This window comes from Oryzifoliimicrobium ureilyticum, from assembly GCF_037199735.1.
In the GTDB taxonomy this organism is placed as follows: Bacteria; Pseudomonadota; Alphaproteobacteria; order Rhizobiales; family Rhizobiaceae; genus Rhizobium; species Rhizobium ureilyticus.
Genome location: NZ_JBBBVQ010000004.1, coordinates 57613 through 80811, shown reverse-complemented (window position 1 = coordinate 80811; position 23199 = coordinate 57613). Strand labels below are relative to the sequence as shown.

28 protein-coding genes are annotated in these 23199 nt (G+C 59.6%); 10 read left to right on the top strand and 18 right to left on the bottom strand.

What is annotated here, in order from left to right; all coding sequences use genetic code 11:
* Positions 1-5: 5 nt before the first annotated feature.
* From VQ830_RS07650 to VQ830_RS07640, 3 genes are read right to left on the bottom strand one after another with little or no spacing between them, the layout of a single operon-like run.
* Positions 6-446 carry a DUF6691 family protein gene (locus VQ830_RS07650; protein ID WP_337267491.1) on the bottom strand — a complete coding sequence of 147 codons (441 nt, stop codon included), beginning with the start codon at positions 444-446 and terminating at the stop codon, positions 6-8.
* Positions 446-874: a YeeE/YedE family protein gene (locus tag VQ830_RS07645; protein WP_337267490.1), complete on the bottom strand. Its 429-nt coding sequence runs from the start codon at positions 872-874 to the stop codon at positions 446-448. The genes VQ830_RS07650 and VQ830_RS07645 overlap by 1 nt, the downstream gene beginning before the upstream one ends.
* 13 nt (positions 875-887) lie before the next feature.
* The gene (locus tag VQ830_RS07640; RefSeq protein ID WP_337267489.1) at positions 888-1826 is read right to left on the bottom strand and encodes an MBL fold metallo-hydrolase; all 939 of its coding nucleotides are present in this window, start codon (positions 1824-1826) and stop codon (positions 888-890) included.
* A 128-nt stretch (positions 1827-1954) separates the two neighbouring features.
* Between VQ830_RS07640 and VQ830_RS07635 the strand changes: the two genes are divergently transcribed.
* Both VQ830_RS07635 and VQ830_RS07630 read left to right on the top strand, forming a co-directional pair.
* Complete coding sequence (locus VQ830_RS07635) at positions 1955-2602, top strand: peroxiredoxin (RefSeq protein ID WP_337267488.1); 648 nt, start codon at positions 1955-1957, stop codon at positions 2600-2602.
* Positions 2599-3033 carry an ArsR/SmtB family transcription factor gene (locus VQ830_RS07630; protein WP_337267487.1) on the top strand — a complete coding sequence of 145 codons (435 nt, stop codon included), beginning with the start codon at positions 2599-2601 and terminating at the stop codon, positions 3031-3033. The genes VQ830_RS07635 and VQ830_RS07630 overlap by 4 nt, the downstream gene beginning before the upstream one ends.
* Positions 3034-3068: 35 nt before the next feature.
* Here VQ830_RS07630 and VQ830_RS07625 read toward each other — a convergent pair whose 3' ends face one another.
* Both VQ830_RS07625 and VQ830_RS07620 read right to left on the bottom strand, forming a co-directional pair.
* Positions 3069-3761 (bottom strand): hypothetical protein, encoded by a 693-nt coding sequence (locus VQ830_RS07625; RefSeq protein ID WP_337267486.1) that lies wholly within the window; start codon positions 3759-3761, stop codon positions 3069-3071.
* A 156-nt stretch (positions 3762-3917) separates the two neighbouring features.
* Positions 3918-4625, bottom strand: coding sequence for a hypothetical protein (locus tag VQ830_RS07620; RefSeq protein ID WP_337267485.1), 708 nt, complete (start codon positions 4623-4625; stop codon positions 3918-3920).
* 211 nt (positions 4626-4836) lie between these two features.
* Here VQ830_RS07620 and hisC point away from each other — a divergent pair, with 211 nt between their 5' ends.
* Complete coding sequence (hisC, locus tag VQ830_RS07615; RefSeq protein ID WP_337267685.1) at positions 4837-5913, top strand: histidinol-phosphate transaminase; 1077 nt, start codon at positions 4837-4839, stop codon at positions 5911-5913.
* A 32-nt stretch (positions 5914-5945) separates the two neighbouring features.
* Here hisC and VQ830_RS07610 read toward each other — a convergent pair whose 3' ends face one another.
* Positions 5946-6662 (bottom strand): hypothetical protein, encoded by a 717-nt coding sequence (locus VQ830_RS07610; protein ID WP_337267484.1) that lies wholly within the window; start codon positions 6660-6662, stop codon positions 5946-5948.
* 302 nt (positions 6663-6964) lie between these two features.
* Here VQ830_RS07610 and VQ830_RS07605 point away from each other — a divergent pair, with 302 nt between their 5' ends.
* A complete protein-coding gene (locus VQ830_RS07605) occupies positions 6965-8935 on the top strand; it encodes a GTP-binding protein (RefSeq protein WP_337267483.1) in 1971 nt (656 codons plus the stop codon).
* Positions 8936-8978: 43 nt separating this feature from the next.
* Here the strand turns inward: VQ830_RS07605 and VQ830_RS07600 are convergent, their stop codons facing one another.
* A complete protein-coding gene (locus tag VQ830_RS07600; RefSeq protein ID WP_337267482.1) occupies positions 8979-9890 on the bottom strand; it encodes an NmrA/HSCARG family protein in 912 nt (303 codons plus the stop codon).
* 101 nt (positions 9891-9991) lie between these two features.
* Here VQ830_RS07600 and VQ830_RS07595 point away from each other — a divergent pair, with 101 nt between their 5' ends.
* Positions 9992-10411: a winged helix-turn-helix transcriptional regulator gene (locus VQ830_RS07595; protein WP_438617453.1), complete on the top strand. Its 420-nt coding sequence runs from the start codon at positions 9992-9994 to the stop codon at positions 10409-10411.
* A 65-nt stretch (positions 10412-10476) separates the two neighbouring features.
* On the opposite strand, the gene VQ830_RS07590 is transcribed toward VQ830_RS07595, so the two are convergent.
* The 3 genes from VQ830_RS07590 to VQ830_RS07580 form a co-directional block, all read right to left on the bottom strand.
* Positions 10477-10983, bottom strand: coding sequence for a hypothetical protein (locus VQ830_RS07590; RefSeq protein WP_337267481.1), 507 nt, complete (start codon positions 10981-10983; stop codon positions 10477-10479).
* A gap of 36 nt (positions 10984-11019) precedes the next feature.
* Positions 11020-11796, bottom strand: coding sequence for a hypothetical protein (locus VQ830_RS07585; protein WP_337267480.1), 777 nt, complete (start codon positions 11794-11796; stop codon positions 11020-11022).
* A gap of 119 nt (positions 11797-11915) precedes the next feature.
* A complete protein-coding gene (locus VQ830_RS07580; protein WP_337267479.1) occupies positions 11916-12290 on the bottom strand; it encodes a winged helix-turn-helix transcriptional regulator in 375 nt (124 codons plus the stop codon).
* A 131-nt stretch (positions 12291-12421) separates the two neighbouring features.
* On the opposite strand from VQ830_RS07580, the gene VQ830_RS07575 reads away from it, so the two are divergent.
* Together VQ830_RS07575 and VQ830_RS07570 are read left to right on the top strand one after the other, a co-directional pair.
* On the top strand, positions 12422-13483 hold the full coding sequence (locus VQ830_RS07575; protein ID WP_337267478.1) for an SDR family oxidoreductase: 1062 nt from the start codon (positions 12422-12424) through the stop codon (positions 13481-13483).
* A 178-nt stretch (positions 13484-13661) separates the two neighbouring features.
* Positions 13662-14474, top strand: a complete 813-nt coding sequence (locus VQ830_RS07570) for a class I SAM-dependent methyltransferase (protein WP_337267477.1) — start codon at positions 13662-13664, stop codon at positions 14472-14474.
* An 84-nt stretch (positions 14475-14558) separates the two neighbouring features.
* Here the strand turns inward: VQ830_RS07570 and VQ830_RS07565 are convergent, their stop codons facing one another.
* The 4 genes from VQ830_RS07565 to VQ830_RS07550 form a co-directional block, all read right to left on the bottom strand.
* On the bottom strand, positions 14559-15722 hold the full coding sequence (locus tag VQ830_RS07565) for a hypothetical protein (protein WP_337267476.1): 1164 nt from the start codon (positions 15720-15722) through the stop codon (positions 14559-14561).
* Positions 15723-15804: 82 nt separating this feature from the next.
* On the bottom strand, positions 15805-16524 hold the full coding sequence (locus tag VQ830_RS07560; protein WP_337267475.1) for an alpha/beta fold hydrolase: 720 nt from the start codon (positions 16522-16524) through the stop codon (positions 15805-15807).
* An 86-nt stretch (positions 16525-16610) separates the two neighbouring features.
* Positions 16611-18299 carry an FAD-dependent monooxygenase gene (locus VQ830_RS07555; protein WP_337267474.1) on the bottom strand — a complete coding sequence of 563 codons (1689 nt, stop codon included), beginning with the start codon at positions 18297-18299 and terminating at the stop codon, positions 16611-16613.
* Positions 18296-18799: a MarR family winged helix-turn-helix transcriptional regulator gene (locus VQ830_RS07550; protein WP_337267473.1), complete on the bottom strand. Its 504-nt coding sequence runs from the start codon at positions 18797-18799 to the stop codon at positions 18296-18298. The genes VQ830_RS07555 and VQ830_RS07550 overlap by 4 nt, the downstream gene beginning before the upstream one ends.
* A gap of 242 nt (positions 18800-19041) precedes the next feature.
* Here VQ830_RS07550 and vapB point away from each other — a divergent pair, with 242 nt between their 5' ends.
* Entirely contained in the window at positions 19042-19272 is a 231-nt protein-coding gene (gene vapB, locus VQ830_RS07545) for a type II toxin-antitoxin system VapB family antitoxin (protein WP_337267472.1), read from the top strand.
* Complete coding sequence (gene vapC / locus VQ830_RS07540; RefSeq protein WP_337267471.1) at positions 19272-19682, top strand: type II toxin-antitoxin system tRNA(fMet)-specific endonuclease VapC; 411 nt, start codon at positions 19272-19274, stop codon at positions 19680-19682. Before vapB ends, vapC begins: the two co-directional genes overlap by 1 nt.
* An 86-nt stretch (positions 19683-19768) precedes the next feature.
* On the opposite strand, the gene VQ830_RS07535 is transcribed toward vapC, so the two are convergent.
* The 4 genes from VQ830_RS07535 to VQ830_RS07520 form a co-directional block, all read right to left on the bottom strand.
* Positions 19769-20245 (bottom strand): pyridoxamine 5'-phosphate oxidase family protein, encoded by a 477-nt coding sequence (locus VQ830_RS07535; RefSeq protein WP_337267470.1) that lies wholly within the window; start codon positions 20243-20245, stop codon positions 19769-19771.
* A 68-nt stretch (positions 20246-20313) separates the two neighbouring features.
* A complete protein-coding gene (locus VQ830_RS07530) occupies positions 20314-20835 on the bottom strand; it encodes a hypothetical protein (protein ID WP_337267469.1) in 522 nt (173 codons plus the stop codon).
* 42 nt (positions 20836-20877) lie between these two features.
* Positions 20878-21681 carry a serine O-acetyltransferase gene (gene cysE, locus VQ830_RS07525; protein WP_337267468.1) on the bottom strand — a complete coding sequence of 268 codons (804 nt, stop codon included), beginning with the start codon at positions 21679-21681 and terminating at the stop codon, positions 20878-20880.
* 94 nt (positions 21682-21775) lie between these two features.
* Positions 21776-22336, bottom strand: a complete 561-nt coding sequence (locus VQ830_RS07520; protein WP_337267467.1) for a PadR family transcriptional regulator — start codon at positions 22334-22336, stop codon at positions 21776-21778.
* A gap of 80 nt (positions 22337-22416) precedes the next feature.
* Here VQ830_RS07520 and VQ830_RS07515 point away from each other — a divergent pair, with 80 nt between their 5' ends.
* Positions 22417-23178 (top strand): SDR family oxidoreductase, encoded by a 762-nt coding sequence (locus tag VQ830_RS07515; protein WP_337267466.1) that lies wholly within the window; start codon positions 22417-22419, stop codon positions 23176-23178.
* Positions 23179-23199 lie beyond the last annotated feature (21 nt).

Sequence of the window (23199 nt, the reverse complement as noted above, 5' to 3'; positions counted from 1 at the left end):
GCTCCTCAATGAGCATGAAGCGGCGGCGTTTGCCTGGAGGTGACGATGCGGTAGGCGAACATGCCGGCCAGCATGGCGGCGGCGAAAAGCACCACCTGCCAACGACCGGTGACGAGCGAAGCGATGGCAGGACCGGGGCAGAGCCCCACCAGTCCCCAGCCGAGACCGAACAGGACAGCGCCGGTCACGAGCGGGCGATCGATGGTGCGGCTGGCGGGAACATGAAATGCGCCGTCCAACATCGGCTTGCGACGACGGCGCTTAATCGCATAGGCGATAGAAGAAGGAATGAGCGCGCCCCCCATGACGAAGGCAAGCGAGGGATCCCAGCCGCCGGTCACATCGAGGAAGGCGAGCACGCGGGCTGGATTGACCATATCGGAGATGACAAGGCCGACGCCGAAGAGAAGGCCGCACAGAACCGACGCGAAGATCCGGTAAGCCATCAGAAGCCCCCGACCAGATGGCGCGTCACATAAACGGTGATGGCAGCCACGATCATGAACGTCATTGTCGCCACCATGGATCGGGGCGATAACCGCGCAAGCCCGCAAACCCCGTGGCCGCTGGTGCAGCCGGAGCCGAGGCGCGTGCCGAAACCGACGAGAAGACCGCCGACGACCAAAAGGATCGGCGAGGATGTGATGGTCAAGCCGGCATGCCCCAGCAAGGCAAAGACCGCCGCCGCACCGGCCAGAACACCGCCGATAAAACCGAGCCCAAGAATGCTCACGCCGCCGGATGTCCAGCCCAGTGCCGAGGCGGTCAGTCCCGAAATGCCGGCGATCCGGCCATTCAGTAAAAGGTAAAGGCCTGCTGAAAGGCCGATCAGCAAGCCGCCGGAAAGAGGCCATATGAAATGGAAATTCATCATGATCTCGAGCCTGCTACAGGATATTGACCGGGATCTTCAGATACTGAACGCCGTTTTCCTCTGCAGGCGGCATCTTGCCGCCACGCATATTCACCTGAACCGATGGCAGGATCAGCTTTGGCATCGAAAGCGTGGCATCGCGCGCATTGCGCATCGCGACGAAATCATCCTCGCTAACGCCCTCATGCACATGAACATTGCCGAGCCGCTGAGCGCCGACAGTCGTTTCCCAGGCATAAGCATCCCTACCCGGCGCCTTGTAGTCGTGGCACATGAACATGCGCGCCTCGTCCGGCAGTTGGGTCAAGCGCTTGATGGAACGGTAGAGCACGCGCGCATCGCCGCCTGGAAAGTCGCATCGCGCCGTTCCGTAGTCCGGCATGAACAACGTATCACCGGGAAAGACGGCATCACCGATCACATAGGCAAGGCATGCCGGCGTGTGACCTGGCACATGCAGAACCACCGCATCGAGATTGCCGATCTTGAAGCGATCGCCATCCTGGAACAACTGATCGAACTGACTGCCATCGCGTTGGAACTCCGTGCCGGCATTGAAGATCTTGCCAAAGACCTCCTGAACCCGAACGATCTCGCGACCGATGGCGAGTTGTCCGCCGATTTCTTTCTGCAGAAGCGGGGCAGCCGACAGGTGATCGGCATGAGCATGGGTTTCCAGCAGCCACTGCACTTCCAGACTTTCGGACTTTACGTAATTGACGAGAGCATGCGCCGAGGCGTTCATCGTCCGGCCAGAGGCAGGGTCGTAGTCGAGGACGCTATCGACGATCGCGCAGGCCTTCGAGCTTGGATCACGCACCACATGGCTCACCGTGAAGGTTGCTGCATCGAAAAACGACGTTACGACAGGACGTTTGGCAACATCATTCAATGCAACGCAAACAACGTCACAGGCATGAACAAGATGTGCATCGGTCAGATTTTCGGCCATCATCGCCTCCTTTGATACGGATATAAAATACATATTTATAGTAATTATGAAAGATCATATTTTCGGTAGTCACGAAATCATGAAGCCGCTATAGGTGGCAACGGGAATCCTCGGAAGGTGGGCTCGATATGGACGCGGTGAAAACCGACAATCAGGATCGCTATGGATCGCTTCGGCTCAACGACCGGGCGCCGGGCTTTTCGGCCCGATCGACGGCGGGAGAAGTTTCCCTTTCGAGCTATCAAGGCCGCTGGTTGCTGTTCTTCTCGCATCCGGCCGACTTCACCTCGGTCTGCACCAGCGAGTTCATCGCCTTTGCCAAAGCGCAGGAGAAATTCGCGCGCCTTGATTGCGAACTGCTCGGCCTTTCGGTCGATAGCCTCTACTCGCACGTCGCATGGCTGCGCGATATCGAGCAGACCTTCGGCGTGAAGGTGCGCTTTCCCCTCATCGAGGATTCCTCGATGGTGATTGCCAAGGCCTATGGCATGCTCGATTCGGCCTCTGAGAACAGTGGAACGGTGCGCGCCACCTACGTCATCGATCCCGACGGCATTATCCGCGCCATCGTCTGGTATCCGATGAATGTCGGTCGCTCGGTCGATGAGCTTTTGCGTCTTGTTGAGGCCCTGCAGACCTCTCAGCGCGAATGCGCTTTGACACCGGAGGGATGGCATCCGGGTCAAAGGCTGGTCGAACCGGCCGCCGCCTCGATGGAAGAGGCAGAAAAACTGCCCGATGGACAAAGCTGGTATTATCGGGAGCGCCGCGCGTGAGCGAACTTTCTTTATCGCTTGAAGCGATGCAGGAAAAATCTGCCGAAGCGGCCGATTTCATGCGCCTGTTCAGCACGCCGAGCCGGTTGATGCTTCTGTGTCACATCGCACAGAAGGAGCGGTCGGTGAGCGAAATCCAGCATGATCTCGACTTTAAACAGCCCGGCCTGTCTCAACAACTGGGTGAGCTTCGCCAGGCAGGCGTCGTGCAAACCCGGCGCGAGTCCCGCCAGGTTTATTATTCCATCGCCGATGACCGTGTCGCAACTGTCATGACCATGCTGATGCATCTCTTCTGCGGATCGGATTTGAAAGACGGCGCAGCACAGCCGAAAGCCAAACCACCGGCATCCGCACCTCAGATAACAGTCGCGAAAAGCGCGGTGCCGGGCGAAATGGCCCATTGGGCGCGGCTGGAGAAGGCAGAGTGAAGAAGACACCGCGCGTGTAGTCTGGCCGCCTGCCCCTAAAAGACCTCCACCAGTTGTTCGGCGCGATGCTGCGCGCCCATTTCCTGATACTGATCAACCATATAAACTGCATAGAAAGCGCAAAGCCCCATTTGCATTGCCAGTGAAACGAGATCGGCAGCATCGACCCAGGCCGGCCCTTTCGGCTGAATATTGATCAGCAAGGAAGGCACCAGCGAGACGCCGGTAAACAGAGCCGTGACGATCAGAAGATGGAAGAACCGCCGCAAAAACGGGCGACGACCACGCAGAAAGGCCGCCTTCAGCGAAGCTTCCCGTCCATCGACCCCTGCTGCCATCCAGGAGCCGAGAAAGGCAGTCAATGCGATCCAGGCTAATGAAAAAGTCGATACAGCGATGATGCCGATGATGGCAGCGTGAAAAGGGTATATCTTCAGAAACGCGACGTTCACGACCACAACAACAGTGACGAAGCTGATAACGAAAAAAGCAAGGTTCTTCAGGAGGAAGACGACAAACGATAGGAGATGGCGTCGCTGCGTCCACTCGATATCCAGAAGCTTTCCCATCAGGATGAACTGGAAGCCGAGCACAACGGGGATGCTGACCAGCAGAACAAAGGGGTTCGCGCCATGATTGACGGCCACGAAGGTAAGCCACAAAACTAAGGTGATTGCCAGATAGAGCAGCCGATTGCGGTTGATAGCCTTGAATGTCTGACTCAGCATAGGCTTCAAACTCCTATCAAGCTTGCTCGAAGACAGATGGTAAAACTTCGACCTGAAAAAGCTTTGCGACACTATCGCCATATTGAGCGACGACACCGGCAGCGATTAAACCCTTGGGTCTTTTTGTACACGGATGCATTCTTTGGAACGGCAGCATCAGAAGACCTCGACCAGCTGTGCAGTCCGTCCTTGAGTGCTTGCCCGGCGGAACTGCTCTACCATGTCCACGGCCACGACAGCCGGGATCAGAAGTTGGAACGGCAAGGCAGTGATGTTGCTTAGATCCATCCACAGCGAACCACTTTCTTGCATGATCGATGGATGGGTATAGCCGATGACGAAAGGCACCAGGCTGGACACGAGGTAGAGCAAAATCGAGATGAGAAGGGCTTTACCAAGCCGGCTGAAAAAGGACTGCCGCCTGCGTCGCAACGCCGCCATGAACGACGTTTCTATGCCGGCCATTCCCGCAGGTATCCACGATCCGAGCAGTATCATCATGGCGACCCAGCCAATCACGAGGCTGATGACGGCCAGCATAGCGTTTGCCCATACCGGGAAAAGACGAAAGGCCTGTGGAACCGCGAAAAGAACCACGGCTATCAAGAAGGCGAGGATATAGAATAGCAGGCTTTTGAGAAAGTAGCCGATGAAGGACGAAAGCGGCGAACGGGTACTCTTTTCATCCCCCAGCAAATTTTGGATCAGCAGAAACTGGAACACCAGCAGAACCACAAGTGCACCGAGCAGGATGCTCTTGGGAGCTCCGTGATTGCTGGCGAGAAAGATAACCATTTGCGCAAAAAGGCTGACAGCGTAGAGGCCGCGATTGCGTGCGATCACACGAAACATATCCTGAAGCATTTTCATCGTCCCCGGCGAAAGTGCGTAGGATATCTGCAAGGAAATTTTCAACCGTCAATAGTATGGATCCGAGAGAATTGATCGGATCGCCGGACCGCTTAGTCCCCGGAGTATCGGCATGCTTTTCCTCGCCTTGCCGTCCATGGCGGCGGCATGGCATAAGATCGACCGGCGCGCGAAGGCGCAAAACCCGCCCGAATGGAAAATGCCGATGAGCCGTTACTGGAGCCCTGTCGTCGAGACTTTGCAGCCGTATGTCGCGGGCGAACAGCCGCGCATGGAAAACCTCGTCAAGCTCAACACCAACGAGCATCCTTACGGCCCCTCGCCGCATGCTCTGGCGGCAATCACGGCGGCGGCTTCGCGCAGCCTGCGGCTCTATCCCGATCCGAGCGCACTTGCCCTTCGCACGGCGATTGCGGAAAGCTACGGCCTTTCTCCAGAGGAGGTTTTCGTCGGTAATGGCTCCGACGAGGTGCTGGCGCATACGTTTCAGGCGCTGCTGAAGCATGATGCGCCGCTGCTCTTCCCCGATATCAGCTATAGTTTCTATCCGGCTTATTGCCGGCTCTACGGCATTGCCTTCGAACAGATCGCGCTCGACGAAAATCTCGCCGTGCAGATCGCAGATTATCGCCGGCCATCCGGCGCCATCATCCTGCCCAATCCCAATGCACCCACCGGCATCGCCCTTGGCCTTGACCAGATCGAGCGCCTCGTTGCCGACCATCCCGATCAGCCTGTGGTCATTGACGAAGCCTATGTGGATTTCGGGGCGCAAAGCGCTGTGTCGCTGGTGCGCAACCATCCGAACCTTCTCGTCGTCCAGACCTTTTCAAAGTCGCGCGGCCTTGCCGGCCTGCGCATCGGATTTGCGATTGGTCAAAGGCCGCTCATGGAGGCGCTGGAACGCGTCAAGGACAGCTTCAATTCCTACCCGCTCGACAGGCTCGCCCAGGAGGGCGGCCTTGCCGCCTGGCAGGATCGCGACTGGTTCGAGCAGCATTGCGAAATGATCGTGCAGACCCGCGAGCGGCTCTCCGCCACGCTCGGTAGCCTTGGCTTCCACATATTGCCATCTTCGGCCAATTTCGTGTTTGCTGCCCATGCAACGCGCAGTGGCGCTGAGCTTGCCGCTGCGTTGAAAGCCCGCGCCATCCTCGTGCGCCACTTCAACAAGCCACGCATCGACAATTACCTGCGCATTTCCATCGGCACAGACGCCGAGTGCGAACGCCTCGTCGAAGCGCTGGAGGCGATCTTGACGGATGAGCCGACCACTGCCTGACAGCCGCAAGCCGGTCCCGTCCGATAAACCCATCAAAACACCGCGAGAAGTTTCTCGCCCATATCGACCTCTTCCAGCGCCACATAATCGCGCGTCGAAACCACCATCCACAAGGTGATGAACCCGTACGAAACAAGGTTTCTGAAGACCGACGCGGCTACCTCGGCGGCGTCAAGCTTTTCCCTTCCAAGTACCTCGAAACTGAAACCGGCCGCAGCAAAGATCGCCAGAAATATAAGCGCTAAGAACACAAGCCCCATAAATCCTAAGAAAAGAAGGCACGGGACAAAGCGCTTGAGGCCCGTGCGGATTGCGCGCTTCAGCGTACCATGTTGCCCATGAACGCCAGCTGGAACCCAGGTGCGCGACACAACGAGTAAGAGAAAATAAACAGCCGTAAAAAACAAGGCTGCGATCCTGAGCGCGGTCAGATAATCCACAATATGTGCCATCCTGATCGCGACCAAAAACACCGTCGCACACAGAAGCGAAAACAGGAAGACAGCGATGCCTTTCAGGACGACGATGATCGTTGCGCGGACCTGCCAGCGAGCTCCCCTCGTCTCGCTCAACACCGCCTGAACAACTTTCACCTGCCAGAAGCTGACCCCCACAAAATTGACGCCCGTCATCACCCACATCGCCGCCGGCGAGTAAGCGGCCGCAATATCAGTCCCCACGCCCATTAGCACCAGCAGCAGAAGCAACAGAAAGTTGCTGCGGATTATGTCAGCACTCGTTGAAAACACGGGACGCCCCCATCTTGAATGAAGCAAAGACGACAAAAGCCAATGCAACGCAGATCTAGGAAGATCCCAGCGAATGGCATCCCTCAAAATCTCGAAAACAAACTAAAGCGATCTCGGACGGGAGAAAATGCTGCAGCTCGCTGCTGGCTTGACATATTTTTTTCTGCAGCGCTAGATTGCAATGCCTGCCAAGGTGCCGCACACCCGCCGCTGGCATAGCCGCCACAAACCTGAAGAGGTCCCAATGCGCAGATCATCATCTCACGACATTCGCCTTCCGAATTCTGAGAAACTGGTGGTTCATGCGCAGTTTGAATTTGGGCATCCTTGCCCATGTGGATGCAGGCAAGACAAGCCTGACTGAACGGATTCTTTTCGAAGCAGGTGTCATTGAAAAGCCCGGCAGCGTCGATGCCGGCAATACGCTGACGGACAACATGGCGCTGGAGCGCGAGCGCGGCATCACCATCAAGGCCGCCGTTGTTTCGTTCGAGGTGGCCGGCCGCATCGTCAACCTCATCGATACGCCCGGCCATCCCGACTTCATCGCGGAAGTGGAGCGTGTGCTCGGCCTTCTCGATGCCGCCATTCTGGTGGTTTCGGCGGTCGAGGGTGTGCAGGCGCAAACGCGGGTCCTAGTGCGCGCCCTCAAGCGGCTCGGCGTTCCCTTCCTCCTTTTCATCAATAAGGTGGATCGCCTCGGTGCGCGCTATGACGAACTCTTGGAAACGCTCGGCGCGGAGCTTGTCGTTACGCCCGTTGCGATGTGCGAGGTGCGCGGTGCCGGCAGCCGCCTGGCAACAGCCGATCCTTGCGACCTGACGGCAGAGCCGCACCGCACGCGGCTCATCGAACAGCTTGCCGATCACGACGAGACCTTGCTGGCAGACTACCTGCTTTCGCCGCGCCGCATCGATTCCGCCCGCCTGATGCAGAGCCTCGCCGGCCAGGTTGCGCAAGGCCGCCTCCATCCGGCCTTCGCCGGCGCTGCGCTATCGGGCATCGGGGTCGCTGCGCTTTTGCCGGCACTTGCGGATCTCTTGCCGGCGCGCGATGCCGATCTCGATGCCCCCCTCTCAGCCCGCATCTTCAAGATCGAGCGTGGCTGGGGCGGCGAAAAGCTTGCTTACCTCCAGCTTTCCTCCGGGCGCATTGCCCTTCGCCAGACCCTCGATCTGCCCGCCGGCCCGGCCCGCGTCACCGGCATTCATGTATTCCGTAAGGGGCGCATGGAGCAGACCGGCATGGCCGAGGCGGGTGAGATCGCGCGCCTTTCCGGCCTTGCGACGGCGCGCAGCGGAGACCGGATCGGACTCCTCTCAAAGGACATGAAAGGAGCGCCGGGATCGGACCGAACAGTCGATGCGACTTTTGCCCCGCCAACGCTGGAAACACGGGTGGTGGCTTGCCATCCGGGCGATCACACAAAGCTGTGGCTGGCGCTCGATCAACTGGCTGAGCAGGATCCGCTGATCAATCTGCGCCGCGACGAGGAAAGCCGCGATCTCTTCCTTTCGCTTTACGGCGAGGTGCAGAAGGAGGTCATCGCCGCCATGCTGCAAAGCGAGTTTTCCATTGCGGCGCGCTTTGAGGAAAGCACGGTGCTCTATGCCGAGCGCCTCATCGGGATAGGGGAAGGCCTGGAGATAATCTTCAGGGCGCCCAATCCCTATCTTGCCACAGTCGGCCTCAGGGCCGAACCACGCCCGCCCGGCAGCGGCAACAGCTTTGCGCTGGAGGTTGACCTCGGCCAAATGCCGGCGGCCTTCTACAAGGCCGTGGAGGAAACGGTCTTCGACGTCCTAAAGCAGGGCATCTTCGGCTGGCAGATCATCGATTGCCATATCGCGCTGACGGCAGCGGCGCAAACCTCCCCGCAGACCACGGCCGCCGATTTTCGCGGCCTGACGCCGCTGGTGCTGGCAGAGGCGCTTGAAAAGGCGCAGACGATCGTATGCGAGCCGGTTGATCGCTTTACGATCGACGCGCCCGCAAAGAGCCTCAGCCCGCTTCTCACCCTGCTGGGCAAGAATGCCGCAGCGGTCGAACAAACAGAGGTGACGGAGGCACGAGCAAGGCTCGAAGGCACAATGCCCGCGGCCAAGGTTCAGGCGATCCAGCAGCAATTGCTGGGCCTGACCAGCGGCAGCGGAACCATGGAGAGCGCGTTTGAGCACTACGCGCCCTTGGCCTCGCAGATCTCCCCGCCTATCCGCGCCCGCACCGGGCCTAATCCGTTCGATCGAAAGGAATATTTCCAGCGACAGAGATAAAATGCCTCACGGAGCGGCAGAGAGGAAAACCCCGGCGCTACCCTCAGCGAAGCGCCACCTCCGCTTCGCGCTCGCGCAGCGCTGCCTCGAACAGCGGCTTGCCAGGCCCGGCCAGCCAATCTTCAAAGGAGGTGAGTTCGCCGAACTCGCGTGAAAGGGCTTGAAGATCGGCGGCCCCGGCAAGAAGACCGCTATCGAGGAGCTCCGTCAGCCGGTTGAGAAACGGATTGCCGGCAAGCAGAGCCGGCGGAAAGCGGCGATAGCCGATCGGGCGTCCTGCCGCTTTCGTAAAGGCGCGCTCCAGACCCGCGCCGGTGACCGACGCGCCGGCAAGCTCGATGATTTCACCCTGATATCGATCCGGCGCGACCAGGATCTGTGCATTCATCCGGCCAAGATCGCCGAGCGCGATCATCTGCATGGCCTGATCCGGATGCATGAAGAAACTGAACATGCCTTGCGGCAATCCCATACCGGGGAGAAGCAGCATTTCCATGAAGGTTGCCGGGCGAGTGATGGTCGTCATGATCGGCAGGCTTCGGACATAGGCTTCGATTTCGCTCTTGCTGTCGAAATGCCCCATTCTGGTCGGGCCTTTGCCCGCGCCCCCCCCGGAAGAATAGACGAGATGGCGCACCCCGTGGCGAACGGCGCTGTCGGCGATCGCCTTGCCATGCTGCACCTCCTCGGCATCCGTCACCATGCCGGCCGGCGAGCTTGTCTGAACCGAAAAGACACCGGCGATGCCGAGCATGGCGCGATCGATGGAGGCCGGATCAAAAAGATCGCCGACGGCAAGTTCGAACCCCTCGCCGTGGAGCGCCTTGGCCCGCTCGCCCAGCGGATCGCGCACAAAGGCGCGCACCACCTTGCCTTTGGCCTTCAGGGCGCGCGCCACCGCGCCGCCCTGCTGTCCCGTTGCGCCGAATATCAGAAATTCCGCTTGTCCGCTCATAATGGTTACCTTCAGTAATTATTGACGGTTACCATCTGGAACCGATTGAAAAGCAGCGCAAGACGGCACATTTTTGATCGTCGGTTACATCCGGATAACCATTGGAGGAGGCCATCATGCAGCGAGAAATCAACGGCCGGCCTGTCATCGAGACGGTGCATGGGCCAATGCTCACGCCCTGCGCGCCGGGCAGCATTCTGGAGCGCCTCGGCGACAAATGGACGATCCTTGTCATCTCGCTGCTGGCGTTATCGCCCGACACGCCGATGCGGTTCGGCGCAATTCGGCGCGGCATCCCCGATATCTCGCAGCGCATGCTAACACTGACGCTTCGGAACCTGGAGCGTGACGGTCTGATCAAACGCCATTATTATCCCGAGGTGCCGCCGCGGGTGGAATATCAACTCACCGAGCGCGGCAAGTCTATGCTGCAGCCGCTTGCCGCCTTCACCGACTGGATCCGCAATACCTGGCAAGATATCGAAGCCTCACGCCTTGCCTTCGATGCGGCGAAAACCTGATACACGCCCTTGTCCAAAACCCGCGCTTTGTGAATTGATATCGATGATCTTCCTCTCATTTGGAGTTATCTTCCCGGCTTGCGCACGGCGCCGCCTTGCTCGATCACGGCCAGCATCCATGCCGCCCGCAATCTGCGCCGCGGATCGCTGTCCGTCAGCCGCTCGGTAAGTTGCGCCCACAATTTCGGTGTCGCGATCGCTCTCGCCAGTCGGCAATAGTTGCGAAACTCGTGTGTGTTTCGTTCATCCACAATCTTCAAGAGCACCGTCTCGAGACGATCCACTTGCGTCTTCGACAACCGAACGCGCTTGAGGAAATGCGCAAGCCTTTGTTTCATATAGCCCGATCGGAAGAACCAGGGATCAGCCTCCAAAAACGCGATGGCCATCTCGGCCCCGCGCGCATCGCCTTTCTTCAACAGGTTATAGTCCCTGTCGAAATCCGCCGGATAGGCAGCCTCGATCGCCTTGAAGAAGTGCTCGCTTTTCCCACGCGTTGCAGGACCGGTATGAAGCGCAAGCCGAGCCTCCTCAGCCTCCCTTGCGCGTTCTTTCCAGGCAAACTTGCTCATGATGTCGCGTCCTCAGTCGCTCCGAGCCTCTTTTCCCTACTGGTCGCTGATCAGGCAAAGCCCCGTGCAATCCTGCCCAGCAAAGGCATTCTTCAGCGTCTCGGCCTTGGCGCGTTCCTCATCGTTAAGGGCAGGCAGCAAACTTCCCACCTGCGCGACCATAGCCTGCCGGTCGAGCGGGGTCGTTGCCGCGGCAATCGAGGGAGCCGTGTCGGTCAAAGCGTCCAGCAACACCCTCCGATTTTCAGGACGCAGATCGGGCGAGCGCAGCATTAGGGCAATGCCCGTCACCTCCTGCATGATACCAAGCCGCATCTGCCGCAGACCATTGCGGCGGGCATCGTTCATCTGCTCTTTCGGCAAAGTTGCGAAAAAATCCGTTGCGGCCTCGAGTTCGGCAGCGAAGACCTTCAGGAGATAGGCCCCTGCACGGCTGATCTCGCCCTGATAGGCGGCCGCATTGACATTGGTATCCGGAATGCCCCCAGGCTGTGCAGTGAAAAGCGCATAGGACTTGAAAACGAGAGCAGCTCTTTCCCCGACGGTCATAAGCCCCGGAATATCGGTGGCGCGATAGGGCGGGTTGCCGAGCGTGGATTCTGCATTCCAGAAGCGGCTCAAAACCTTCGCCTGATCGGCATTCGACAAGCGCGGCATACTGCCGACCTTACGCGTTTCACGCGCCGCCGCATCAAGCGTCTGAAACGCCGCCGCCGACTCTTTTTGATTGTCGGCCGAAATGCCCGCCTCAGCCGAAAGCACGGACAATCCGAGCCAGACGAAAGCAGCGAGAACTCTAACGAGTGGCTTCAAATCTTCCTCCTTGATGATTGGTCTCTTGGACTTCAAATGTTGTAAATCCTGATGAAGGCAAGTCCGCTCTGCCTGAAAGCCGTTCAAGACAATCGCGCCGCCCACTCGGCGTGCACTTTCTACACCTCATCCTTCTTGGTCTTCAGCGCATCGAGCGCATCGGCATTGTTCCGTCCCCAGGCATAAAGCAGCTCGATTGGCTCGACGAAGCGCCTTCCGAGTTCGGTGAGGGAGTAATCGACGGCCGGCGGAACGGTGCCGTAGACGCGCCGGCTGACGAGGCCTGCCGCCTCCATGTCACGAAGGGTTTGCGTCAGCATCTTCTTGGAAATGCCGGGAAGGCTGCGCAGAAGAACGCCCGTTCGGGCGCAGCCATCGAGCCGGGTATGCAGCACATGCAGGATCATGCTGGTCCATTTGGAAGAAAAGATTTCAAGAACGCGGCGCGGCGCGCAGTCCTCACGCCACTCGTGATCCGGTGAACCCGCCTTCATCATCTGTCTCCATGCCTGGTTACTCCAGGGTGTCTATGTCCCGTCTGGGTGCCTTCTGGCAAGCCCGGTGCATGGCACCTAGATGGAGCTGCAACGGATAAAAACAGCCCCGAAATTTCAAGGAGCAAGGGATGACAGGAAAAGCATTGATCGTCGGCGCAAGCGGGATCGTCGGCAGCGCCACGGCAAAATTGCTTGGCGAGACGGACTGGCAGGTCTGGGGTCTGGCGCGCAAGCCGCAGCCTCAGCCCAAGGTGACGCCGGTTGCTGCGGACCTTCTCGATCCGGCGTCGCTAAGCCAGGCGCTGGCGGGCATCGCCCCGACGCATGTCTTCATCTCGAGCTGGCTGCGCCAGCCGACGGAAGCGGAAAATATCCGCATCAATTCCGCCATGGTGCGCAATCTTCTCGATGCGCTTTCGCCGGCCCGCTCGGTTCGCCATGTCGCGCTGGTCACAGGCCTCAAGCACTATCTCGGCCCGTTCGAAAATTACGGCAAGGGCGCGTTGCCTCAGACGCCGTTCCGCGAGGAACAAGGACGTCTCGACATCGAGAATTTCTATTATGCGCAGGAAGACGAGGTCTTTGCTGCGGCGGCGCGTGACGGCTTCACCTGGAGCATTCACCGCCCGCATACCATCGTCGGCAAGGCCATCGGCAATGCCATGAACATGGGCACGACGCTTGCCGTCTATGCCGCGATCTGCGCCCATACCGGCAGGCCCTTCCGCTTTCCGGGCGTTGCCATGCAGTGGGAAGGGCTGACCGACATGACCGATGCCGGCTTGCTCGCCCGGCACCTGCGCTGGGCGGCCACCACGCCATCGGCCGCCAACCAGGATTTTAACGTCGTGAACGGGGATGTCTTCCGCTGGAAATGGATGTGGGGCCGCATCGCCGATTGGTTCGGCATCGCGCCTGCCCCCTTTGACGGCACGGTGCGCCCTCTGGAAGAACAGATGGCCGACGATGCCAAGGTCTGGCGGGAGATCGCCGCGCAGCACGATCTTGCCGAACCCGACATCCACAGGCTCGTTTCGCCCTGGCATACCGATGCCGATCTCGGCAGGCCGATTGAGGTCGTCACCGACATGTCGAAGAGCCGCCGTCTCGGCTTCCTCGACTACCAGCCCACCGACGATGCCTTCTTCGCCCTCTTCGAGGAACTGCGCGCCAGCCGCCTGATCCCCTAAGCGAACGTTAAACACGGCATCGATGATCGTGTGCGCAAGGCGCGTTCATCGGTCTGCCGGCGGGTCGAAACTTGAGCGCCATTGGGCACGACGCGGCCGCGCAGAAAGCTGCAAGACAACCGTTTCTCCCGTCTGCATCTTGTCCTAGAATGGCAAGAGAGGGGATCGGGAGGACATCATGACGCAAGCCGATAAGCTCTTTGCCGGAAGCATTCCCGCCATCTATCAGCGTCATCTGGTGCCGATGCTCTTCGAGCCTTTCGGCGCTGAAACGGCCGAGCGCGTCGCCGAAGCGCGCCCGCACAGCGTGCTGGAAATCGCCGCCGGAACCGGCGTCTTGACCCGGGCACTTGCGGCACGGCTTGCGCCTCAGGTTAAGATTATCGCCACCGACCTCAACCAGCCGATGCTCGACAAAGCGGCCCAATTGCAGGGCGAGACGCGCAATGTCACCTTCCAGCAGGCCGATGCGCTCCACCTTCCTTTCGATGATGAAAGCTTCGATGCCGTGGTCTGCCAGTTCGGCGTCATGTTTTTTCCCGACAAGCTGAAAGCTTATCGCGAGGCGCTTCGCGTCCTGAAGCCGGGCGGAAGCTATATCTTCACGGTCTGGGACGAAATCGCCCGCAATGACTTCGTGGCCGTCGTCATGGCAACGCTCGAACGCGAATTTCCCGGTGATCCGCCGCGCTTCATGGCGCGCACGCCGCATGGTTATCACGATCGTCGCGCCATGCTCGTCAGCGTCACGCAGGCCGGCTTCAACGAGACCTCGGTGGAGACGCTGCACCGGACGTCCCATGCCAAAAGCGCCCTCGAAGCGGCCATCGGCTATTGTCAGGGAAACCCAATGCACGAGGAAATCGAGGCCCGCGCCCCCGGCAAACTGCAAACCATCACCGAGAAAGTCGCCGCCGCCCTTGAAGCGCGCTTCGGCACCGGCGAAATCACCGGAGAAATCTGCGCCCATCTCGTGACCGCGATCAAGTAACGGTCTCTAATCACATATGTATCAGGTCATTGATTTGGTTGCGATGTAATCTGTCTTTAGCGTTCTGAGGGTGAGATAAATCCCTCAGTTCAGCTGCTTGGTAAGACCATCACTGAGCACGCGCGTTACGAAATCGGTGTGGATCATCGTGGCGACTTCTGCCGGCCCGTCCGGATAAGCGCTGATGGAGGCGACGGCAACGATCATATCGCCTTTGACGCTCACGACAGTCTTCGCACGGATTCGCTGGCCGCTCCCCTGCAAGGTAACCGCATCGATATAGCCGCGCTCTGAATCACCGAGCTTTTCCTCAGGGATAAAAGCGACATCCTGATCGAGCTTATAACCCACCTTTGGCATGAGATTTTCGAGCTCGATGTCTATAATCTTGGCTGCGAACTGGCGAAGTTCCTCATCCGTTGGAGCAAGACCTTTCCTGCCTGTCGGAAACACAAATAATCCGACTGCAGAGTTGCCGTTGGGGTCTTTCGAGTTTGTGAAGAGAGCTGCTGTGTAAGAAGGACTGGGCGCGCTGCTTTGCCGAAGCTTCATCCATCCTTCTGGTACATGCGCGGAATAGATAGTTCCTGAACTCGGCGGCAACTTCTCCCATCGCAGTGATTGCTCGATACTGTCTTGCGCTGGACGGTCGAATTTCAGCGTTCCAAAAAATTGCGCTATCCGCGGCTCTACGAAGTCGGCTTGGTCCGCCGAATAGGAGGCTCGCGCGACCAGAAGCAACTTGTCCCAACGCCATGCGGCCACTCTTTCGCGGCGATTGGAACCAGGATCGGCGCCCACCGCGGTGACATCGCCTGCATCGCGGCCACGCTCCCTTATCGCTTCGATTGATGGCGACCATTCTTTTGCGAATAAGCGGGCATAATCGACACCTCGCGCAATCGTCTCCGGCTTGATCTCGGCGGAAATGAGCTGGATTTGAAAGTGGTCGGGATCGGCGGGATCGTATCCCGTGGAGCGCAGAGACACCTTGTCGAACATGCCGTATTCATCCCATTCCGAGAGCGTTCGGTTTTCTCCGGACCAGACGAAGTTGTTGAGCTTTACCCCGTGAAAGTTCAAGCTCTCGGCCCCTTTGACGACATAGGGCTCCAAGGCTCGTGCTGCCCTGTCGAGGGCCATGTGGTCCACATTGTCCTCAGCAGCGACACCGAACCCAATAGCGGTCGTCGCTAAAACCAAACCCGACAAGCCTATTCGACGCAGCAGCGGGAATATGGATTTCACAATCGACTTTTCCTCATGACTTCTTCTCATTCTTGATGAGGTCTGCAGCCGGATCAAGGCCAGGCACTTGTCAAAGAGGACGTCATTTCCCCTCAAATAAACCGCTTACCTCATCTGAATATAACCCAGCTAACCGAGCCGCAAACGCGCAGGTGATAGCGGCGCATTCTTTCGGCCGGGCCTGCAGGAGGAAATGTGGGCCTTCCACGGGAAAGACGTGATCGGGCGACAGGTTGAAGTCTTTGACCAGTTTGGCGGAGACCAGCCGATCTCGTGTCGGCAAAAGGTAGATCGACGGAAGCGCCCGATGCTGCAAAGGCTGACGCACGTCGATCTCAAGGACCGCCTTCAGGCGCCCGGCCAGCGTTGCTTTCGGTACGAGGCGCAGGGCCTGACGGAAGGTCTCTGTGAACGCTGGTCTCGACCAACGCCCCATGACAAGCGGCTGCGCCAAGGCCACCAGCCATCCCGAGCCGATAGGCAGGATGCGCAGCAAGTCCGCCACGAAGGCAGGAACGCGCGCCGGAGGCCTTGCAAACGTTGCGACGAAAACAACGCCGCGGAGCGCCGGCAATCCTTCCGATGCCAGCAGCACCGCCAGTGGTCCCGCAAACGATTCCGCAATAAGAATAAAATCTTCGTCCGGCAGACGAGCTTTGACCCAATGCTGGATATCCAGGTAGCGATGAAGCGTCACGGGGTAATCAAGGATCGAGACCGGATGCCTTTGCGCAAGGACATCCCTGACTTCAGACAAAAGCTGGCCGGTTCCGTCCAGCCCGGGCAGAATGACGATCTTCATCGGCGATCAGTACCGCAAAGACCGTCATTCTACGAGACCGCTTCGGGTCGGTGCGGCAAGAAGCCCTCGCCTTACCCCCTGCTGCCTCAACCAACAGGCCCAAACATCCTCTCGCAATACGCCCGCAGGTGCTGCGGTTTGTCGGCTGGGCCGCGAAAGGCGATATGGCCGTCCGGACGCACCAGGATGAGCGCGCTGGTGGCGCCGATGCCGTAGGTGGCATGGGCCGTGCCGTCGAGGTCTGACAAGGCGAGCGCGTCACCTGCCTCGGGCACGGCGGCGCTGAGGATGAGGCGCGGCCGCACGAAGTCCCAGCCGCCGGCCTCGGCAATCGCCGCTCGCAGCTCCGGCAGCGCGTCCTGCCGGCGGCCGTCAAAGGCAAGCAGGCTCCAGCCCCAGCTGAAACCGTCGGGATTGTAGAGATGCCGGAAGAGCGTGGTGCGCACGCCGTCACCGGCAACGACATCGGCATCGGGGGCCCGCGCCCCGCAATGCGGCGCCCTGCGGTTCAGCCATTCGCGCAAGCCGCCGAGATGGTCTTCGTTGAGTGGGCTTTCCGGATAGCCGACATCGAGCTGCTGCAAATCGTCAGTGCCTTGCAAGAGCGTGCCGATCGAAGGCATCAGCTTGGCGGCAACGCCGATGGCCGTATCTTTGATGGCGCCGCGATAGACACTGTTGTGAAAGCCCTGCCTTTGGCGTGCGTCGAGCCCGCGATGCTCGCCGCCCCGCTCCGGATCGTAGGAGGACAGGACCAAGGGCTGCGCCTTGCCGTTCAGCACCATGGCCAGCCGCCAGCCAAGACCGATGGCATCGTGCAGTCCGGAATTCATGCCCTGCCCGCCGATGGGCAGCGTGCGGTGACCGGCGTCCCCCACGAGAAACACGCGGTGCTTGGCATAGTGGTCCGCCGTGCCGTGCTGGAAGCGGCTATGCGTCAGCCAGATCGGATCGGACAGCGTCAGCGTTTCGTCTTCGGTCACCTCGCGGGCAATCGCCTGCATTTCCTCCAGCGTCGGGTCGCGATCGGGAATGCCCTCGTCGTCGGCCAGGAAGAACAGCCGGTGGTAGCCGCCCCAAACGGGCAGCACACCGCAAAACCCTTTAGGATAATAGAAGAACCAGAGCTGATCGAAGGCTTCGGCCCGCCGCCAGCTGAGCTTGGCATCCACCTGCCGGTTCATGCGGTTCGGCAGCTTTTCCGGCTCAAAGTCAAGGCCCAGTTCCTGGCGAACCAGGCTGTCTCCGCCATCGGCGCCGATCAGGTAGCGACAGCGCAATTCCTCGACCGGGCCGAGGCGCTCCTCCTCGCCCTCGGTCTCAACCGCGGCGATCCGCACTGTCACGCCTTCGCCGTCCTGCGTGAAACCGACCAGCTTTCGCCCGCGCTCGACACGCCCGCCCTTTGCTTCGATCTGCTCGGAGAGGATCGTCTCGATCACGTCCTGCCCGCTATAGAGCACTTCGCCGAAGGGGCTGGCGACATCGGCAAGATCGACCGGATCGATGGGCTGGCCGTTCAGCAGCGTATTGACCTTGGTGATCCTGTAGGACTTTTCCGCCAGCGCATCGCGCAGACCGATGCTGTCGAGCAATTCTTGCGGGCGAGCCCACAGGTTGTTGGCGCGCGAATGCGGCCTGATATCGTGGCGCTCTTCGAAAATGCGGAATTTGACGCCGTGATGGGCAAGCGCGCAGGCGCTCGTCAGGCCGATCGGCCCTGCCCCGACGATGATCACGTCGGCGTCGTAGTTTAGCGGTGATGAGGCGTTCATTCCGTGTCCTTTCGGGCATTGTCATGATGGGGCAGGATGGTTTCCCGCCCTTTGAAATAAAGGTCGATGGCCGCATTGATATCGGAGAGAACGGCGCTCGCCGCGCGCAGGCGCTCCGCGCCGATACGCTTCAGGATCTCGGCATCGAGCGGCGCGGCTGCCCGCTCCGCCATGTCGAGCGCGGTGCGCCCGGCAGGCGTCAAGACCACGAGCTTGGCGCGCTGATGATGCGGATTGGTTTCCAACGTCACGAAACCGCGCTCGGCCAGAAGATCGACGACGCGCTGCACCGCTTGGCGCGTCAGCCCCATATTGCGGGCGATGTGGGACACGGGAAGCGGCACCGGCGAATAACCGAGCGCACCCATCACCTGCCACCACGCGGTCGTCAGCCCCGCCGGACGCACCAGCGCGTTACCCGTCTCGGCCAGTCGACCGCTGGTTTCGAAGATCTTGATGACAAGATCGCGGATATCGGAAAATTCGTCTCTTTCTCTCACCGCAGCACGCTGTCTTTTTGACAATATATTGTCAATTTGGGGCGGACGTGATCGTCGTCAAGGGGTGATCCGGCATTGCGCAAAGCCCTTGGTCTCGGCGAGCAAAAGACGATGCCGATGGCGAAGCATCAGTTCAGCGCAGCCATCGGTCTAACAATGTACCGTGGGATATATCCTTGACATATCCCACAGTGCCACTACATTGGATTACTCATGGGTATATGCCAGAAAGGACCTCACCAATGGACCAAGGCGCTGTCTTTCAAAGCAACCGAAGCCAGGCGATCCGTCTTCCCAAGGCCCTTGCTCTGCCTGATAATGTGAAGCGTGTCGATATTGTTGCGGTCGGCAGGACTCGGATCATCGCCCCCTCGGGCGAAATTTGGGATAGTTGGTTCGCTGGCGAAACCGTTACGGCAAATTTCATGGATGAACGCGATCAGCCGGTTGCGCAGGAGCGTGAAGAGTTTTGATGCTCCGATACATGCTTGATACCAATATCTGTATCTTTACGATCAAAAATAGGCCAGCACATCTGCGCGAGACCTTCAATCGTCACCATGGACAGATGTGCATAAGCGCGATCAGCCTTATGGAATTGATGTACGGCGCTGAGAAATCGACTGCCGCGGAGCAGAATTTGCGCGTTGTCGAAGGCTTCTCGGCCCGCCTCGAAGTTCTGTCTTATGATGAAGGCGCGGCGCATCACACGGGTCAATTGCGTGCTGAACTTGCCCGCAATGGGACGCCAATTGGACCCTACGATCAATTGATCGCGGGCCATGCCCGCTCGAAAGGCTTGATCCTCGTCACCAACAATCGGCGCGAATTTGACCGTGTGCCGGGTTTGCGGGTGGAGGACTGGGCGGCGTCTGCGACCTGACGGTTGACATGGCAAGTCAACGATCTCGTCGTTTTCCGCATACATTGCTGGCAGATCCTGCGTTCTCGTCCGATCCTGCCTGGCCCTCAGTCTTTCGGCACCACCCCATAGCGGTCATAGACGCCCTTCATCCGCTCTTCCTCCGTCCGGCCGGGAAAGAGCGCGTAGCTCGGAGCCCATATCCGCGAGACCCGTGCGATCTCGATGGAAATCAGGTGGCGAATGGGATAATCAGCCCCGGCCATGGCAAGGAGTTTTTCTCCCTGCACGAAAAATTCGGCCTCGCCCGGCCCGATGATGGTGGCTGTACCCGTCAGTTTGAAACCGCGCTGGCGAAACACATCGATGAAGCTGACGCAGACCGAAGGATGGGCGCGGATGTTCCGCACCGAATTGGTCGAAGCGATATCGGCAATCACAATGCGATCATCGCCAAACGAGGAGAAGATCTCTTTCGGCGTCACATTTGGCGTCCCTTCGCCACCAACGGTCGCCAACCAGCACAGTACCGAATTTTCAATATCGGTCCGCATCGCCTGATTGATCTTCGGTCCTTCCGGCATGCTTGCCTCTTCCTTCCCGGCTGTGCGTCACGCCTTGAGAGAGATTTCCGACGCTCCGCCGCGATCCATCACGGTTTTCGCGCCGCGCATTCCTTTGCCACCGGCGGGATCTGCTCGCGGGCGTCCGTCAGCTCGAAACCGGTGCTGTAGTCGATCTTTTTTGCCTTGATGGAAAACATCGTGGCAAAATCCACTCCTGACGTCAGCGCGGCCAAGAACTTCGGATGCTTGGAAAGGACGATGGTCCGGCGGCTCGGGCTGCGTTTGTCGAGCTTGATGGTCTCTGTGTATTTGCCGATCTCAAAGCGCGCGGTTTGCAGTCCCATCTCTTCAATCATGTCGTCCTCGATTTCGAAGACGAGGCCATTCTTGGCATCGCATCGCACCATATAGCACGCCTTGTTGTCGGTAGCCTGATCGACCGAGCATGACCCGACAGCGCCTGCGTTCTTGCCGGAAAGCCTGATCCAGGGGGCCGGCTCTTCAGTCTCCTGCGCGCCGGCAGGCGACATCATCAGGCCACAGTAGACCATGGAGCCGGCGACGATGAGCCGACCAATATTCTTTCGCGTTCCCCAATCCATTGTCATCTCGCCTCCCCCAAGGCATGTCAGCGGCAAGCGCCGCACGCGTTAGATATCCTGGTTCATTGTCACCGAAGGCATTTCCGCTGCACCGTGAATGCGCACGATCTGCGCCGGAATGCCGGCCACGGTGCAATGCGCAGGCACGGGCTTCAAAACGACGCTGCCGGCAGCGACCTTGCTGAACTGGCCGATTTCGATATTGCCGATGATTTTCGCGCCTGCGCCAATCATCACACCGCGCCGCACCTTCGGATGCCGGTCGCCGGTAATCTTGCCCGTTCCGCCCAGCGTGACATTCTGCAGGATCGATACGTCGTCGTCGATAACGGCCGTTTCGCCGATTACGATTCCCGAGCCGTGATCAAGCATGATGCCAGTGCCGATCCGCGCTGCGGGATGGATATCCGGCCCGAGCATCAGCGAGGTGCGGTTGGAGATAAAACTGGCCAGCTCGCGGCGCTCCCGCGCCCACAGCCAATGCGCAATGCGATAGGCCTGCAAGGCTTGAAAACCCTTGTAATTCATCAAGGCATGCAGAAAGGTCGTGCAGGCCGGGTCGCGCTCGCGAACCGCTTGCAGATCGCGCATCAGGGCCGCCGTCGCGCGCTCCTCCGCCAAAGCCTCGGCAAACAGAGCGGTGAGATCGGTCCGGTCGATGCCCTCGGCGTGAAGCAGATTGGCCAGAATCACGGCCATCGCCTCGCTGAGGCTGTCGCTGCGTGAAAAGATCGATGCGAGAAGACCTTGCAGCAATGGCTCCTTGGCGCTGAGATCGGCGACTTCCGCGCAGATCGCGTCCCAGGAGAGGCGGTCCGCCGTCTCGCCGATATCAAGCAATTGAAGCGTCATAAAGCGTCTTTCTCATGGTTGGAGAAAGGCAAAATATAGAGTTTTGAGCAACGCGCAATCAGCCCCTTGGGCGGCAGCCGCCGAGACCAGACCGCTAGACCTTGCCCGCCGCAACTTCCGCGACAATGGCATCGATATCGTCCAGCACCTCGCGCAGATAGGCGATTTCGCCGCGCAGCCGGTGCTGCCCATGCTTGAGCGCGGCGCGTTTCGTCACCCCGATATAGGGCGCGGCCCAGGCGTTAATGCGGTCCGCCTCGGCCAGCCGCTCTTCCAGCGCTTTGAGGCGGGCCTGGAGAAGGGCTGGCAATTCCGCAGCACTGGCAGGATCGAGCCTGACGAGCGCAAGATCGAAGGGATCGTGCTTGTACCAGATCTCGGTCAGGCCGCTGCGCCTTAGCTCCGCCAGCAGGCGCCGGCCCTCTTCCGTAATCTCGAAGATCTGCTTGACGGGACGCTTGCCGTCCTTTTCCTCGCCGATCTGGCGCAGATAGCCCTCTTCTGCGAGCCGCGCCATCGCACCATAGACAGCGCCGACCGAAATTTCGGTCCAGAGCGAGACATGACGGTTCTCCGCCTCGATGCGCAGCCGGTGCCCGTGCATGGGCCCCAGAAGGTCGAAGGAGGAAAGTATGAACAGGCGGATTGACGACATGCGGCTCTCGACTAATTACTCTCGCAAGAGTAATCTTGCGAAACATGATCTTAGACATCATCAGAAGGACATAGAACCATATGAAGGCGAGCGGCAACACAATCCTCCTCACCGGCGGGTCCTCGGGCATCGGGCGGGCTCTTGCCCAGCGCTGGCATGATGCAGGCAATAGCGTCATCATCACCGGGCGACGGCGCGATATGCTGGCGGAAACGGCAAAAGGCCGGCCCGGCATCAAGATTTGCGAGCTGGATGTCGCCGATGCCGCCACGCTGGACGCCCGCCTTGGCGAAATCCTTGCGAGCAACCCCGCCATCAATGTGCTCGTGAACAATGCGGGCGTTTACAGTGCGGAAAATCCGCGGCGCCGGCGCGATCTGAAGCCGGCCGAGCAGATGGTCGAAACCAACCTGCTCGCGCCGATCCGCATCACGAACGCGCTGATCGATCATCTGTCGGCACAAGCAAATGCCGCCATCGTCAATGTGTCTTCCGGTATCGGCTTCGTGCCCTATCCGGCAGCCCCGACCTATAGCGCCACCAAGGCTGCGCTTCATTCCTACACCGCCGCCCTGCGCCCTCTCCTCAAAGGAAAGGTCGAGGTCATCGAGATCATTCCCCCGCAGGTGCAGACCGAGCTGACGCCCGGCCAATCGCAGGACCCGAACTCCATGCCGCTCTACGACTTCGCCGATGAGGTCATGACGCTCCTGCACCATGAAGACGACAGCTCGCCGGCTGAAATCTGCGTGGAGCGCGTGCGCCAGTTTCGCGACGCTGAGCGCGCGGGCCGCTTCGACGAAATCCTCGACATGATGGCGCGCTATACGCCGGATCATTGAGCCGCAAAGAGAAGGCGGCGA